This window comes from Rhizobium sp. BK313 (assembly GCF_014193655.1).
GTDB lineage: Bacteria > Pseudomonadota > Alphaproteobacteria > Rhizobiales > Rhizobiaceae > Rhizobium.
Map to the genome: position 1 here is coordinate 33,188 of NZ_JACHZQ010000016.1, position 15,771 is coordinate 48,958.

Annotated in this window: 14 protein-coding genes and 1 pseudogene; 6 read left to right on the forward strand and 9 right to left on the reverse strand. The window is 58.2% G+C overall.

Translation table 11 applies throughout. The features are described from left to right. Positions 1-144 precede the first annotated feature (144 nt). From FHT86_RS37105 to FHT86_RS37120, 4 genes are all read right to left on the reverse strand, one after another. Positions 145-1,182 (reverse strand): ABC transporter permease, encoded by a 1,038-nt coding sequence (locus FHT86_RS37105; protein WP_133704417.1) that lies wholly within the window; start codon positions 1,180-1,182, stop codon positions 145-147. Between the two features lie 12 nt (positions 1,183-1,194). Further along, the gene (locus FHT86_RS37110) at positions 1,195-2,661 is read right to left on the reverse strand and encodes a sugar ABC transporter ATP-binding protein (protein ID WP_133704499.1); all 1,467 of its coding nucleotides are present in this window, start codon (positions 2,659-2,661) and stop codon (positions 1,195-1,197) included. A gap of 84 nt (positions 2,662-2,745) precedes the next feature. Then, a complete protein-coding gene (locus FHT86_RS37115; RefSeq protein ID WP_133704418.1) occupies positions 2,746-3,999 on the reverse strand; it encodes an LVIVD repeat-containing protein in 1,254 nt (417 codons plus the stop codon). 69 nt (positions 4,000-4,068) lie between these two features. Next, positions 4,069-5,178, reverse strand: a complete 1,110-nt coding sequence (locus FHT86_RS37120) for a substrate-binding domain-containing protein (protein WP_133704419.1) — start codon at positions 5,176-5,178, stop codon at positions 4,069-4,071. 104 nt (positions 5,179-5,282) lie between these two features. On the opposite strand from FHT86_RS37120, the gene FHT86_RS37125 reads away from it, so the two are divergent. The 3 genes from FHT86_RS37125 to FHT86_RS37135 all read left to right on the forward strand — a co-directional run bounded on the left by FHT86_RS37125 (position 5,283) and on the right by FHT86_RS37135 (position 7,854). Further along, positions 5,283-6,254, forward strand: a complete 972-nt coding sequence (locus FHT86_RS37125) for a LysR family transcriptional regulator (protein WP_133704420.1) — start codon at positions 5,283-5,285, stop codon at positions 6,252-6,254. 93 nt (positions 6,255-6,347) lie between these two features. Then, positions 6,348-7,130 (forward strand): SDR family oxidoreductase, encoded by a 783-nt coding sequence (locus FHT86_RS37130; protein ID WP_133704421.1) that lies wholly within the window; start codon positions 6,348-6,350, stop codon positions 7,128-7,130. Between the two features lie 25 nt (positions 7,131-7,155). Next, positions 7,156-7,854, forward strand: coding sequence for a ribonuclease activity regulator RraA (locus FHT86_RS37135; RefSeq protein ID WP_133704422.1), 699 nt, complete (start codon positions 7,156-7,158; stop codon positions 7,852-7,854). Between the two features lie 84 nt (positions 7,855-7,938). On the opposite strand, the gene FHT86_RS37140 is transcribed toward FHT86_RS37135, so the two are convergent. Continuing rightward, entirely contained in the window at positions 7,939-8,202 is a 264-nt protein-coding gene (locus tag FHT86_RS37140; RefSeq protein ID WP_409527653.1) for a hypothetical protein, read from the reverse strand. 738 nt (positions 8,203-8,940) lie between these two features. Between FHT86_RS37140 and FHT86_RS37145 the strand changes: the two genes are divergently transcribed. The 3 genes from FHT86_RS37145 (at position 8,941) to FHT86_RS37155 (ending at position 11,445) form a co-directional block, all read left to right on the forward strand. Next, a complete protein-coding gene (locus FHT86_RS37145) occupies positions 8,941-9,528 on the forward strand; it encodes a hypothetical protein (protein WP_133704423.1) in 588 nt (195 codons plus the stop codon). 64 nt (positions 9,529-9,592) lie between these two features. After that, on the forward strand, positions 9,593-10,642 hold the full coding sequence (locus tag FHT86_RS37150; RefSeq protein ID WP_246779844.1) for an AAA family ATPase: 1,050 nt from the start codon (positions 9,593-9,595) through the stop codon (positions 10,640-10,642). Then, positions 10,639-11,445 carry a hypothetical protein gene (locus FHT86_RS37155; RefSeq protein ID WP_133704424.1) on the forward strand — a complete coding sequence of 269 codons (807 nt, stop codon included), beginning with the start codon at positions 10,639-10,641 and terminating at the stop codon, positions 11,443-11,445. The genes FHT86_RS37150 and FHT86_RS37155 overlap by 4 nt, the downstream gene beginning before the upstream one ends. Positions 11,446-11,511: 66 nt before the next feature. Here FHT86_RS37155 and FHT86_RS37160 read toward each other — a convergent pair. The 4 genes and pseudogenes from FHT86_RS37160 to FHT86_RS37175 form a co-directional block, all read right to left on the reverse strand. After that, a pseudogene (locus FHT86_RS37160) lies at positions 11,512-11,772 on the reverse strand (integrase core domain-containing protein); the annotation flags it as partial. Positions 11,773-12,062: 290 nt separating this feature from the next. Further along, complete coding sequence (gene lpdA, locus FHT86_RS37165; protein WP_133704425.1) at positions 12,063-13,451, reverse strand: dihydrolipoyl dehydrogenase; 1,389 nt, start codon at positions 13,449-13,451, stop codon at positions 12,063-12,065. A 4-nt stretch (positions 13,452-13,455) separates the two neighbouring features. Next, positions 13,456-14,754 (reverse strand): dihydrolipoamide acetyltransferase family protein, encoded by a 1,299-nt coding sequence (locus FHT86_RS37170; RefSeq protein WP_133704426.1) that lies wholly within the window; start codon positions 14,752-14,754, stop codon positions 13,456-13,458. A gap of 2 nt (positions 14,755-14,756) precedes the next feature. Beyond that, complete coding sequence (locus FHT86_RS37175) at positions 14,757-15,770, reverse strand: alpha-ketoacid dehydrogenase subunit beta (protein WP_133704427.1); 1,014 nt, start codon at positions 15,768-15,770, stop codon at positions 14,757-14,759. Between the last annotated feature and the right edge of the window lies 1 nt (position 15,771).

Below are 15,771 nucleotides of genomic sequence, written 5' to 3' on the forward strand. Positions count from 1 at the left end.
GGATGTCAGCCTAACAATCGCACTTCCGTTAGCTGAGGCGACACCCTTCAGGATGTCAGACAGCGCTCCAGGCCGGAGCTCGGATGCGAGCGCTCTTGCGCTGCTCGCTTGATATTCGAAGAGATCGCTGGTCTTCCAAAATCCTCAGGACTGGACATCGGTGGCCTTTGCATAGCGCTTGCTTCGCTGAGAGTAGCCGGCAAGCGCGATCGCAACGATCAGCATGCCTCCGTTAAACAGAGGCTCGACATAGAACCGTCCTCCCAGCTGTTGGATCCCTGATATTCCGACGGCAAGAACGAGAACTGCTACCAGGGTTCCCCAGACATTGACCCGGCCCGGCTTGATTGTCGTCGATCCGAGAAATGCACCTACAAGCGCAGGCAGCAAATATTCAAGGCCGACACCCGCCTGCCCAATTCGAAGTTTCGACGCCAGCACTACGCCAGTAAACGCCGTGAGAAGGCCGGATGCCACGAACGAACCCATAATGTACCTGCGAACAGGAATACCATTCAAGGCGGCCGCCTTCGGACTGGCGCCGATGGCATAGAGCTGCCTGCCGATCGGCAGCCGCTCCATGATTATCCAAAGTGCGATCGTCAATGCCGCCACGTAGAAGGCTGTGATCGGAAAGCCGGAGATGAAGATGCCATTTATCTTCAGAAAGCCCGCAGGCAGCGCACCCACCATCTGCCTGCCGTCCGTGTGCCAGAGTGCGAGAGCATAAAGAACCGTTCCCGTCCCCAATGTCGCAATGAAGGAGTCGATCTGGGCAATCTCAACCAGGAGACCGTTGATCAGTCCAGTTATAATCCCGCAGAACAACACGATAAGCACCGCGACTGGCCACGGAAGTCCATAGACAGTCTGAAGGCTGATTGCGAGAATATGCCAAAGCACGATCCCATATCCGATGGTCAGGTCAATTCGTCCGCAAATCATCGGGATCATCGCGGCGAACGCCAGCAGCGCCACAATTGCCTTGTCGCTCAAGATTGACCGAACATTGAAGGCCGTCGGGAAGGTATCGGGAAGAAGAAGGCTGAACAGTACGATCAGTAAAAGTCCGAGAAGTGGCAGACCATAGACTGGAACAAGCCGGATGGCCGCCTGGTATCTTGAGAGGGTGGCCAGCTCGGAACGCGTCGGCTCCAGCGCACGAGATTTAAGCGACTGCATCTTGTTTCTTCCTCAATCGTCCCTACCAGCCGAAGCGGCGCTGATCAGCCCGCGCGTGGTAAGTTGTTTTTCTGACAATTCCGCCACGACTTGTCCGCGGTCGAACACTAGCGCTCGGTCGCAGACGTTGGCGACTTCCTCAAAATCCGTAGAGACAATCACGATCGCCGCGCCATCGTTTAGAGCCATCTCGAACAGCCTATAGATATCCGCCCTAGCTCCGATATCGACGCCTGCGGTCGGGTCTTCGAACACGTAAATTTTGCCGCGCAACGTCAGCCATCGTCCGATGACCACTTTCTGTTGATTGCCCCCCGAGAGCGCGTCTATGGGAAAGTCCGGTGCGTTCGGCCGCAAGCCGAGATCCCGGCCAAGCGCGAAGGCTGCGTCACTTTCCTGAGCAGGCGATACATAGGAGAGAAAAGATCGGCCGGCAGCGGTTTGATTGAGGAACAGATTTTCTTTGATGGACAGACCCGGAACGATCGAACCATTGTTTCGATCTCCCCAAATCAGCTGGATGCCGGCCGCCATTGCATCGCGTGGTGATTTGGCATGTACCTTGCCGCCATCAACTTCGATAGTTCCCGAAAGGACTGGAACCAAACCAAACAGTGCGTGGCCTATCGCATCATGCCCTGCCCCCCGCAATCCGACGAGACCGACGATTTCGCCGCGACGAAACTCGCAGCTAACGGGTCCAACGCCTTCGAGGGCAACCTCGTTCAGTGACAGCCTCGTCTCTCCGACCTTGCCTCGCGTGCGGCTAAACAACTTTGAAGGCTCCCGGCCGATAATAGCCATCACGATGTCTTGCGAAGTCGCAGTCTTGGTGGAGAATTCGCCTGCCAGACGTCCGTCGCGCAGCACGACAATCCGGTCGGATATTTCAAAAACCTCATCGAGCCGGTGCGAGACATACAACACAGCCGCACCTGAATCGCGTAGACGCCGGATGCCGCGAAAAAGCAACTCGACTTCACTTGTCGGCAGACTCGCAGTCGGCTCGTCCATGACGACGATCCTGGCATTCGACGCAAGAACGCGACTTATAGCGACCAGAGCTTTTTCCGTGCGCGTCAGCCTCTCCACACGCTCATCGGGATCGATTTCCACGCCGAGTTGGCGCAGAGCCTCGAAGGCGCGAGCGCGCATTCCATCGACACTGATCATCCCCCATCGGCGAGGATACCCCAAGGACAGGCATATATTCTCAGCGACGGTCATCCATTCGATCAACCCAAGATCCTGGTGAATAAAGGCGATCGGGAGTTGTTCCGCTGATACCGCCTTGCCTTCAAAAGCAATATCTCCCGCGTCGGGCTTGTACACATTCGCCAGAATTTTAATGAGGGTGGATTTCCCGGCGCCGTTCTCTCCCAGCAACGCCACGACCGAACCCTGATCGAGTTCAAGGCTCACGTTGTCGAGCGCCTGCGTTCCGCCGAAGCGCTTCGAAATGCCAATGGCTGCCAGCATCGGCTCCCTCGGCTGGTGAACGCTGTTAACCTGCTGATCTAACATCTCTCGTCCCATCGTTACGCGGGGTAGCAATTCATCGCATCAGCCGCCGTACTCCATCACATACAGCCCCACACTGAAGTCGGTGGCGTAGACCAATCCGTCTTTGTCGACGAAGACGTCCGCGGCATGGAGAACCAGGGGGCGATTGGGCCTGGGATCGATAAGCTTCTTCGGCGGCGCCACGACCATCGCACCGACTTCGGCCGGGGCATATTGATTGCTGATGTCGAACACCCGCACGCCGGCATTCTGATAGGTCGTGAATACGAGATCGGAGCTGACGAAGTGACCTGGCCGGTTCTCGTAAATATTGTGAGGGCCGAAATGGCCCCCGACATCGACATAATTTCGATCCGAGGGAGTCGGTAACGTCGAGAGACACCGTGGGTTCTTGTTGTCTTCGATGTCGAATATCCAGATCGGCTTGTAGCCGTCTTCCATGTTGTCGAGCGTGGCCTCGTCGAGGACCATGAGCAGATTGCGGTCGGGAAGCGGCAACGTGTTGTGCGTCGCCCCGCCGAGGCTTTCGGACCACATGCGATGAGAAATCAATTTTGGCGCGGTGCGGTCGCTGACATCGACAATCGCCAAACAGGCATCGCGCCAGCTGCAATAGGCGGTGTCGCCATGAACGATCGGATGGTGGCAGCCATAGCGGCCGGATGGAGAAGGCCAGTTCGGCACTTCTCCTTCCGCGAGGTTCATGCCGGGCAGCCAGAAACGCCCGGCCTCTCGCGGCGCAGTCGGGTCCGCCATGTCGATGGTGATCATGATGTAATCGCTGAACCCGTCGATGAACGCTGAAGCATAGGCCCAACGTCCGCCCACATACCAGATGCGATGCAGGCCGGCGCCCCGGATCGGCATGAACCCTATCTTCGTTGGCTTTCCCGGCTTCGAAATGTCGTACACAGCCACACCCGCAGACCAAGCTGACTCATCCTTGACACGGGCATGCTCGTGAATATCCGTCGTTTTGGCGCGGTAATAGTTGCGTTCGTCGGCTAAATCCGGTTGTGCCCACATGTTCTTGGCGTGAACGACGAGCAGAATGCCGTCGTGAGCCTGCAGATGAAGATTCCAGGTATTTGGAGGAGCCGGGATATACTCTATGGTGACCGGATTCTTCGGATCGCGGACATCGATAACGCTGATCCCGTTCGAAAACAGGTGGCCGACGTAGGCAAAGCCGTTCTCGACCATGATTTGCACGGCGTCGGGCCTACCACCTTGATCACTATGGCCGATCAGGCGCATGTTTTTGCTGTACTGTGGCGGTTCGATAAAAGACATGGTGGCCTCGACAGTGGATCTCAGAGAAGGGAGCCCGCACAGCCTGAAAGATTGTGCGGGTGGCAGGTGTTAAGATAGACCCCAGATCGTCTTGTAATGCTGCTCGTAGTTGTTCGCCGGATCGTAAATCCCGCCAGGCCCGCGATCAGACTTGACATTCTCGGGTGTAAACAGATGAACCGGAGCGGAGTATCCGCTGGCCTTTTCACCCGAGAACGCCCTGTTCAGCTCGTCGATAAGCTGGAAACCATGAAGACGAAGGGGCTCTGCGACAGTCCCCATCTGGAACTGATTTGTGTCGATGCGCTGAAACGCGGACTCAGAGCCGTCACCGGCCGAGATATTGCGAGGTTTGCCCGCCCCATCGATACCGGCTGCCTGAAGCGCCGGAGCCATGTAGTCGAAATACAGATCGTTGATGCCGATCGAGTGTGTCCAATTTTCCCCATACTTGGCCATCAACGTTGTCGTGAGCTGGGGCATGCGGGTCGATGCCTCCCCCAGGGGCGTATCCTCTACATCCAATACCTTGCAGTTTTTGCACCCCTCGATCGCTGCTTTTTCAGCGTTGGTCTTCGTGATGCATATTTGGTAAGCGCTGTCGGTGAAGAGAACGACCTTCGCAGTTCCATTGGAATCTGCGACGGCATAGAGGCCTGCTGCTGTGGCGACCTCGGTCGGATCGGTAGTCACATTTGTGAAAATGGGTGACCCCTGGATCGTGCCCGGAGTCGTTCCGGAATGCCAGGACACGACCTTGATCCCCTGTTTGACAGCCTCGGTGATCTCGGGATTGTGTTCCAGCGCATCGACGGAGCCCAATATGATCCCATCCGGTTTCAAAGCGATTGCCTGGTTCAACGCGGCGGTCTGTCCCGACACCGTTCCTTGACCGTCCAGAACGCGATAGTCCCAGCCGACGATCTTGGCAGCCTCGCCTGCAAACTCGCCGACCGCCCGTCCACCGCTATTCCGCTGATCGTAGTTCACGAATACGATCGTCTTCTTGCCCTGGACCTTGGGGCCTGACGTCGGGCCGGTCCACTCTCCGCCCGGCTTCGTTATGGAAGCGATGTATGCTTTGGCCTTGTCGACGTAGTCATCAGCATGCGCTGGTAAAGAACCGATCGATATGCCTAGAGCCAGACCCGTTCCGATCGTTAGAAGCTTGTTGCCCATGTCTCTCTCCTCCGAAATTCGGCTTCCTCCCGCCGCACTTCGACGCTACCCAAGATCAGCTTTCTATGCAGTATAAGTTTTAGTAATGGCCGAGGAGACACCAGATGCTGCCTTTCGAACTTCGCTCCCTCGAAGTATTTCTGAGCGTATGCGAGCACGGCACGATGTCGGCGGCGGCCCGCGCATTGGGGCTTACCCAGTCGGCAGTGTCGCAGGTCATCAACGATCTTGAACAGAGGACGAAAAGTCGCTTATTCGATCGCGAGGTCAGGCCGCTCGGCCTGACGCTCGGCGGCGTCGTGCTGCGCCAGCGTGCAAGCTCGCTGATTGCGGATGCGCGCCTGATCACGCCGCTCCTGCAGGATGTCGGGCGTGGAAAACTTCCGCTGATCAGGGTGGGATTGGTCGACTCCTTTTCCAGGCTGCTCATTCCTGAGCTCTTCAACCATCTCATTCAGCGTGCCGAGCATGTCTCCTTTGTGTCCGGGTTAACTGCCTCACATGTGGACGACATCCTCGCCAGACGTTTGGATGTCCTGCTCGGGATCGATGAGTTCGAGACCGTGGACGGATTGGAAACCTGGCCTTTGATCGAAGAGCCATTTTTTGTGGTTGCACCTTATGGAACGCCGGCGCCTGAGACGCGGGAGCAGCTGCAGGCACTCTGCCAGTCGCTAGCCTTTATCCGCTATCATCCCCGACGGAAGATGGGCGTCTCGATCGAACGCCACCTCCGGCGCATTGGCCTCGACCTACCTAGAACCCACGAGTTCGATACACCCTTCGGCGTTGCAGCTATGGTCGCCAACGGCGGCGCCTGGGCGATTACCACACCACTCTGCCTTTATGAGGCCGGGGACCTGGTCAGCAAGCTGCAATGCTTTCCTTTGCCTGGACCAGGCTTCAAACGGCGTCTTTCTCTTCTTTCAAGAGCCCGCGAACTGGCGAAGGTTCCTCAATTGGCAGCAGGGCTGACGACCACCCTGCTTGAAAATGAACTTCTGCCGCTGATTCGTACCCACGCCCCCTGGGCGGAGTCGGCCACGTTGATCGGTGAAAAAATCCGGAACACTTGAGCCGCTCGGAGACCATTAGACAAATTTATAGGTCGTCCCCTCAAGGACAGCGATAGTGTCATCGCGATAGAGGCACTGACGGGGCTCCGACAAATGGACTTGGATATAGAAGGCAAAGTGGCGCTGGTGCTCGGCGCCGCAGGCGGTCTCGGCAGCGCCGTCGCGACACGCCTGGCCAACGAAGGTTGCAAAGTTGCACTGGCGGACGTCGATGCGAGCGGCCTGGAAAGGGTGCGCGACAAAATTGGTGACAAAGCGGAGACGTGCCTGATCTCCTGGGACCTGGCGGAGACTGACCATCTGTCGGATCGGATTGCGGAAATCGAACGCAAACTTGGTCCTGTTGACATCCTGTTCAACAATACGGGCGGCCCCCCGCCGACGCTCGCGGTCGATACCCCACTGGACAACTGGACCGATCATTTCAATAAGATGGTTCTCAGTGTCATTGCCGCAAGCAACGCCGTCCTGCCCGGCATGCGGCAGCGCGGTTGGGGGCGCCTGATTACCAGCACTTCATCGGGCGTGATTGTTCCAATTCCTAATCTGGCGGTTTCGAACGGACTACGCGCCAGCCTATTGGGTTGGTCGAAGACCTTGGCGCGCGAAGTGGCTGCCGACGGCGTCACCGTCAACGTCGTCGTTCCTGGCCGGATCGCGACGAACAGGGTCCATACTCTCGACGCCGCAAAGGCGGCACGCGAACAGCGAGGTGTAGAAGAGATCGCAGCGCAGAGCGCAAAGGACATTCCCGTAGGACGCTATGGTAGGCCGGAAGAATATGCTGACGTCGTAGCTTTCCTCGCCAGCTGTAGAGCCTCCTACGTCACCGGGTCGACGATCAGAGTCGACGGCGGATTGATCCCCAGCATTTGAGTCGAACGTATCAGAAAGACCGACGATGGAACCTCATCTCGTAGACGCGCTGCAAGGAATATCCACTGCGACAATCACGATGGTCCTCTTGAAAAAGGGGCTGCGTAACGTCTGGATACGTGGTGCCAATACCCTGACTTTGGATCAACCGAAGATCGTGGGGCCGGCCTTTACAATGAGATTCATTCCCGGACGAGAAGATTTGGCAACTCCTGATTCATTGTCATCTCCTAGATCGACCCGCTTCGCCATCGAGGAAATTCCGCAAGGAGCCGTAGCAGTCGTCGCATCATGCGGCATCGCAGATGCCGGCATCTTCGGTGACATCTTGTGCGCTCGAATGGCAGCGCGGGGCGCGGTCGGACTTGTCACAGACGGAGCGATGAGAGACGTCGAGGGCATTCGCAAGACTGGGCTGCCGATCTGGTGCAGCGGGATCTGCGCACCACCGTCAGTCGCGCACCTGACGTTCGTTGACTGGCAACAGCCAATTGGATGCGGCGGCGTTGCAATATATCCGAACGACATAATGGTTGCAGATCGAGACGGCGCCGTGGTCATCCCCAGGGCTCTCGTCAACGCGGTCGTCGAAGCCGGGCATGAAGCTGAGGCACTCGAAGAATGGATCCTGCAGAAAGTTCTGGATGGACGACGTCTTCCGGGACTTTATCCACCAGATGAGGCCACCACCGCGGAATATTTGGAGCAGAAGGCCAAAGGTTAAGCTGGTGCCTGGTGTGAGCGCATCAAAATCCTGGGCTCTGGAACGCAGGCTGCTTGGAAACATCAATTTGCGTATGTTAGTCATTTAAGTCGTCGGCACATTGATCCAGTTTCCGGGCTCAATAAGTCGCACGTCCACCTGGGAGATCGAACACCGCACCCGTGGTGAAAGAATTTTCCTTGCGACGAGCCAGGCGATCATGGCCGCGGCCTCGTTCAGCTCCAGGAAGCGTCCACGCGGAATGCGGCTCAGCATGTAGGCAATATGTTGCGGGGTCTGCTCCACGGCGCCGGGCGTGCGGGCAACGGCCGAGGTCACGCAGTTTACCGCGATATCCGGCGTAGCCATTCCAGTCCGTAAAGTGGCGCCAATGAACCATCCATGCTCCTGCCTGAAAAGACAAGGCCAAGCGGTCATTCGGCTGTGGCAAAAGTCCGCCGCGTAAGGCGGACTTTTGCGCGCGATTTTGCGACAGAAATTTACCTGAGATTTCGGCGGTGCAGAGCTGTCGCAAATTTTAGGATTTGCGCGACTGGTCCATTGGAAAGCTAGTCATGGGGTAGCGTGATGGATGACCACACAGGGTCATGGGCCAGGAAGATCTTTTGTTACTGCCTTCCGAGCATTGCCATAGTTGGTAAGAGCATCAGGATCCACAAATGCTATATTGCTCATGAAAGAATAGACAGTGATCAACACTCGCTCAACGTTTAACGCGATTTCCAGTGGGGCCCCGCAATACAGCATGCCGTCCGCGCTGATCAATCCGAGCTATCCGCGGAAGGCAGGCAATCAGGGTGAAGGGGACATTTATAGAAGATGTTGAGAAACAAACTTCGCAAGGATAGTGGGCGGTAGTTTAATGGAAAACACAACCTAAAGTTAAAACAATCACCGATCACAAATTCGTGAGAAATGCAAAAATTAATCTTCCGCCAACTAAAGAAGACGAGTGTAACAACATGCTTTCTACGGAGATTAAGCCAAACTGAAGCGAAAATGAATTTTCAGAGACTTTGCTTATAGTTGGATTGAATCTACGCGCATTCCGCGAAATATTGGATCTCTCCCAAACACCAGATCATCATGGTTCAAAATACTGAAACTTCGCAGCGCTCCGGAACGGCGGCCGCCAAGCAGAGTGGATCACCAGGGTTGCCATTGTTCGCTGTCGTCGCGATTTTGGTTGGATCAGCCTTTTGGCTTTGGTTGACTATGGCGGACTCTGCCCTGCCTCAAGCAAATACAGACGGCCAGCTCATAGGCAGCGAACTCGCGCAGGTCGGCGATCAGGAGATCGCAGACGCCTTGACGACAATGGGGGGGCTTCCAAAATTCCTCGATCGCTTCAGGCAAAAAGACACAGGGTGTCCCCTGCCCCTGGCCTGGGTGTCGATCGCAAAACCGCCAGGACAATCATCCGGAACAATCAGGCTGCGGTCTGGAGGCTATCTGTCACCGGTTTTCAATCTTTCAGAAACACCAGTGCGGGTCGCAATTCCATTTCCATCACCTTATGAAATGGGAAAGGGCCAGTTGATGGTCCTTGGGACAGAAGCAACGGCGACGATTTCTCTTGTACCGCCTTGGCCCGTTTCATTTCGTCAGGGCAATATAGCTGCCCACAATGTGTACTGGCGGCCGATCAAACAGTGTAGTGATGCCAATGGCTAACTTAGGTTCCTGGCTCAAGACGCAACTCGGTCCGGCGCCGCTTGTCGGCCTATGCATGATCGTGATGACGATCGTCGGTCTTCTATCCACCTTCAAGATCACCCCGAGCCTTCCGCCTTGGCTCGGATACGGCTTCCTGCTCGGAATTGTAGTCTCGGCGACATTCTATTTTCTGTTTTCCGTGACCCGTTTGTGGTTCCAGGTGGTCGGCGGGCCAATCCCAGGTTCCTATCGTATAAAACCACGTCAGACCGTAGCCTTGCGGCAGGCCGTCGTGGACGGAAACAATGTCACATTGGGTACAGCTGCGCTAGACGAACTGGCCCAGATGATTGGCCTCGACTCGGTCAAGACGGAAATCAGCACGTTGGTGCAGCGTCTTAGAGTGGAAGCAGCGCGCCGGGAGCAGGGCCTGCCTGTCGCGCCGATTTCACTCCACATGATCTTTACGGGACCACCAGGCGTGGGCAAGACCGTCGTCGCTCGTCTTTACGGAGCCATTCTGCGTGATCTGGGCGTATTGGAAAAAGGCCTTCTTGTTGAAACCGACCGATCCGGCCTCGTCGCCGGATATGTCGGTCAGACGGCTATCAAGACCAAAGCAAAGATCGACGAAGCTCGAGACGGAATTCTGTTTATCGATGAGGCCTATTCCCTGACATCGCGCGATGGCCAACATGCTTTTGGACAGGAGGCTGTCGATACCCTCTTGAAGGAGATGGAAGACCAGCGGGATCGATTGGTCGTTATCGCAGCCGGTTACCCCGACTTGATGCGGCAATTTGTGACCAGCAACCCAGGTTTGCCGTCGCGTTTTGCCAAAACAATCCACTTCGATGGTTATAGTGTCGAAGACCTTCTTAAGATCATCCATGTCATGGCCCGGCGGGACGGTCTGAATATCTCGGCTGAGTCCGAAGAAACACTCAAAGCGTTTTTTGCATCGGCTATGCAAAGGCCGAACTTCGGCAATGCGCGCACGGCCCGCACACTTCTTGAACGCGCTCGCGAAGCACAAGCTGCACGGCTTGCGCCGTTATTGGGCCAAAGGAATATTAATCTGGCTGAAATCACTCATGCAGATATCAGCACGGCGACTGCGGAATTTTCATGACTTCCCTGATCGGAAAACTAGGCTTTGTTCATCGCGAACTGTGGCGTCGAGATTGGCTCTATCGAGTAAGCCTGCTTGCCGGACCGGCCCCTATCGTCGGCATCATCATCGCCGGCACTGTTTGGTGGGTTTCCTCGTCATTGCCCGCCAGCAGGGTGGCCCCTACTTTGCCGCCTTGGGCTACCCAAATCAGCAAGCCCGAAATTTGGGGCACCGGCAATCAACCCCAGGCAGTTGCACCTGCCCATCCGCTTCCTGCCGTCGGCACGGACGGCATGTTTGTCGGTGCAACGCAAGGATGGCAGGCTGTCATAAACGCCGTCCATATCGACCCGCTGCTTGAGATCAAGATCGAACCAACGCCACTCACCGGATTCACCGTGGAAGGTCCAGGGATCGACATGGATCGCGTTCTTGCCATGCGCCCGGCAGAGCCGATGTATGTTGCCAAAGGTCTCGCCTACCTGGCGATAAGAACTGCCGGCGTTCATGCATTCTCACTTCGGCTCGAACGACCGGCAGGCAGGGCCGCCGACTGTGTCGCAGGCCTCGGCTTTGCTGGGCGTAAAATCTATTCCGAGGTTTCCCCCAATCTCGTCAACGACGTCAGCCGGACATTTGATCCCGCCCATTTCGATCTTCAGCCTGGTCTCTATCGCATCGAGTGGATTTTTGGCTGCTGGCATGACCGGGTAGAGGTAGGGCCAGGTCAAATGAAGCTACTTATTCAGCATCCGGACGAGCAAAGCCTCCAGCCGGCACGTGCCGACGAAATCATCCGCCCCTTGCACCCGAAACCCTGAGGCTCAGACGAGATTAACCCGTTAGATGTTCGACCCGCCGAGCCAAAGTGACCTGCCATGGAACTTTCATCCAGCGGCGACTAGAGCCCCGGCGGTTCTGAATAGGCCAAGTGGCGCGGTGTGAGCAACCGGCGGAAACGCGAAGCTTTCATCTTGCGCAGCGTTGGAGCCGGTTCCGGCATAGTCTGCCGGGGTCTTGTATCCGAGCGACGAGTGCGGTCGGAAATGGTTGTAATCGTCCGCCCATTCGGCGATGGCGCCGAGGGCATGATCTAGGCCAAAGAACAGGCTTTCGTTCAAGAGTTCGTCACGCATGCGGCCGTTGAAGCATGTGAATCGGCTGGCAACTCTGACCCCTTTCGGCCTCGAAAATTAACCCTAGTCGACGCAACTTAATGCTTTGCTAGATCTTCATTTCTTTAGGCGTGTCAGGGGTTAGCCTTAGACGCCTATGGTGGGGTCAAACCGTGCGCCGGAAGACAGTCAGGAAACTCCTACGTCGACGCTAGCTCATGGACGGCTTGGACAAAAGCAGTTGGCACACCATGCATCCCGGACTTTATCAATGCTGGAAAATCTGAAGTTTGGCGCCCCTCGCGGGTAATTGGTAAATTGGTTCAGATGTGCAGAGCATGGCCAAGTGCTTTCAATGCGGCTTCCTGCAGGCCTTCGCTGCGGGTCGGATGGGCGTGGATGGTGCCGGCGATGTCTTCTAGCCGCGCTCCCATTTCGAGCGCCAGGGAAAAGGCGCTGGAGAGCTCCGAGACGCCAGCGCCGACCGCCTGCAGGCCAAGCACCAGGTTCGTATCCGCGCGCGCCACGGCACGGACGAAACCATCTTCCGACTGGGTCGTCATGGCGCGGCCGTTGGCAGCGAAGGGGAAGAGGCCGACACGGATATCGTAGCCTTGAGCGCGTGCTTCGTCCGGGGAAAGGCCGGCGGTGACGATCTCGGGGTCGGTGAAGCAGACCGCCGGGATGGCACGCTTGTCCCAGGCGCGCTTCCGGCCGGCCACGATCTCCGCGACCATCTCGCCTTGGGCCATGGCGCGATGGGCGAGCATCGGCTCGCCGGTGACGTCGCCGATCGCGTAGACGCCGCGCATGGATGTGCGGCAGCGCTCATCGATACGGATGAAGCGGCCGGCGCGATCGAGATCGAGTTCCTCGAGACCCCATCCCTCGGTGCGCGGCTTGCGCCCGACGGTGACGAGCACCTTGCCTGCGGCAATTCGTTCATCCTCGCCGGCGACGGTCTCGATCACCAACGCCTCCCCGGAATAGCTCTTTGCCGTTGCGCCGGTCAGCACGCGCACGCCCAGTTCATTCAGGCGTTTGGCGACCGGCTTGACGAGCTCGGCATCATATTGCGGCAGGATCTGCGACATTACCTCAACCACGGTGACTTGCGCGCCCATCTTGGCGAAGGCGGTGCCGAGCTCCAGGCCGATATAGCCGCCGCCCACGACGGCAAGTGTGCTCGGAACACTCGTCAGCGACAGTGCTTCGGTGGACGAGAGGATCGCTCCACCGAAGGGAAGTAACGGCAATTCGACCGGTTCGGAGCCTGTCGCGATCACCACCGTTTCGGCGCGGATGACCTGTGTTCCGGTCTCGGTCTCGACCTCGACGGTCTTGCCGTCGCGGAACATCGCCTGCCCGTGTACGATCTTGACCTTGGCCTTGCGCAAGAGGCCAAGCACGCCGCTGTTCAACCGGCCGACGATGCCGTCCTTCCAGCGCATAGTCTGAGCGAGGTCGAGCTTCGGTGCCTCGACCATGATGCCAAGCGCGTTTTGAGCCGTCATGTGGCGGACCTTATCAAATTCCTCGGCCGCATGGATCAGCGCCTTGGAGGGGATGCAGCCGATGTTCAGGCAGGTACCGCCGGCCTTCGCCGATTCAACGATCACCGTGTCGACGCCGAGCTGGCCAGCACGGATAGCGCAGATGTAGCCGCCGGGGCCGGCGCCGACGACGAGGAGCTTGCAGACGATTTCTTTCATGTCATCAACCTTCGATGAAGATCAGTGCGGGGGTTTCGAGCAGCGCCTTTATCCGCTGCACGAAGACCGCCGCGTCCCAGCCGTCGACGATCCGATGGTCGAAGCTCGACGACAGGTTCATGATCTTGCGCGGGATGAACTGCGTGCCGTCCCAGACGGGCCGGGTCATGATCTTGTTGACGCCGACGATCGCCACTTCCGGATGGTTGATGATCGGCGTCGTGACGATGCCACCGAGCGCGCCGAGCGAGGTGATGGTGATCGTGGAACCGGAAAGTTCCTCGCGCGCGGCGGTGCCGTTGCGGGCGGCATCGGCGAGGCGCGTGAGTTCGGCGGCGACATCCCAGATCGACCTGGCTTCCGCATGCCGGACAACGGGCACCGTCAGGCCGGACGGCGTCTGCGTGGCGATACCGATATGGACGGCACTGTAGCGGGTAACGACACCGGCATCGTCGTCGAAAGTGGCGTTGACGCCGGGCTGCTCGCCAATCGTCTTGACCAGCGCCCGCATCAGGAAGGGCAGGATAGTCAGCTTCGGCTGATCGGATTTGCGGCCGGCATTCATCGTCGCGCGCAAGTCCTCGAGGTCGGTGACATCGACCTCTTCGACATAGGTGATATGTGGAATGCGCGAGCTTGCCAAACGCATCTTCTCGGCTATGCGGCGTCGCAAGCCGGTCACCTTGATCTCTTCGATGGCGGTCTTGCGGGCGAGCCCGGTTGGAGCAACGGCGGCGGGCTGGGTGCCGCGCGCAATGAACTGGTCGAGGTCGTCATGGGTGATGCGACCGGCCGGGCCGGTACCAGCCACCTGGCGCAGGTCGACGCCGGCCTCCTGGGCACGCAAGCGGACGGCAGGCGAGGCAAGCGGTCGCTCCGCCGGTTCGCGAGCGACAGGGCGTTCGGCGAATTTTTCCGGCTTGATGATTTTGGCTTCGGCGACCGGTCTGGCGGGAGGCGGTGCAGTCGTCTTGGCCTCTGTGGTCTTGTCTTTAACCGGTTCAGCCTTATCAGGCGGCGCAGTCGTGGTGGTTTGAGCCGCCTCGGTTGCGCCCTCGCCGGCGACCTCGATACGCAGCAGCGGTGCCTTGACGGCGACCGTGTCTCCGACCTCGGCGCCGAGCCAGAGCACGACGCCATCGACCGGAGAGGGAATTTCCACCGTCGCCTTGTCTGTCATGACGGCGGCGAGAACCATGTCCTCGCGTACTGGGTCGCCAGGCTTGACGTGCCACTCGACCAGCTCGGCCTCTGCCACGCCTTCGCCCACATCGGGCATCTTGATGACAAACTCGCCCATCATCAGCCCTCCATCACTTCTTTCAACGCCCGGCCGACGCGGGCGGGGCCAGGGAAATAGTCCCATTCCTGTGCGTGCGGATAGGGCGTGTCCCAGCCGGTCACGCGCACAACCGGCGCTTCGAGACTATAGAAGCAGTGCTCCTGAACCAGCGAAGCGATTTCGCCGCCAAAACCGGAGGTGAGCGTCGCCTCGTGTACGACGACACAGCGACCGGTCTTCTTCACCGACTGGACGATGGTGTCGAGATCGAACGGCAACAGACTGCGCAGGTCGATCACCTCGGCATCGATCCCCGTCTCCTCTGCCGCGGCAAGCGCTACATGCACCATCGTGCCATAGGCGATTACGGTGACCGCGTTGCCGGGCCGGCGGATTTCCGCCTTGCCGATCGGGATCGTGTAGTGCCCCTCCGGAACCTCGCCGAGCTCATGTTTCGACCAGGGCGTGACCGGCCGTTCGTGATGGCCGTCGAAGGGGCCGTTATAGAGCCGCTTGGGCTCGAGGAACATCACCGGGTCCGGATCCTCGATCGCCGCGATCAGCAGGCCTTTGGCATCATAGGGGTTGGAAGGCACGATCACCTTCAGTCCGCAGACGTGGGTGAACAGCGCTTCGGGGCTTTGGCTGTGCGTCTGCCCGCCGAAGATGCCGCCGCCGGTCGGCATGCGTACGACGATCGGGCAGGTGAAGTCGCCGTTGGAACGGTAGCGGATGCGCGCCGCCTCCTGGGTGATCTGGTCATAGGCGGGGTACATATAGTCGGCGAACTGGATTTCGACGCATGGCTTCAAGCCGTAGGCCGCCATGCCGATCGCAGTGCCGAGGATACCGGATTCATTGATTGGTGCGTCGAAGCAGCGGGTCTTGCCATATTTGGCCTGGAGCCCTTGCGTGGCGCGGAAAACGCCACCGAAATAGCCGACGTCTTCGCCGAAGACGACGACATCGTCGTCACGCCCCATCGAGACGTCCATGGCGCTGCGCACGGCCTCGATCATTGTCATTCTTGCCATG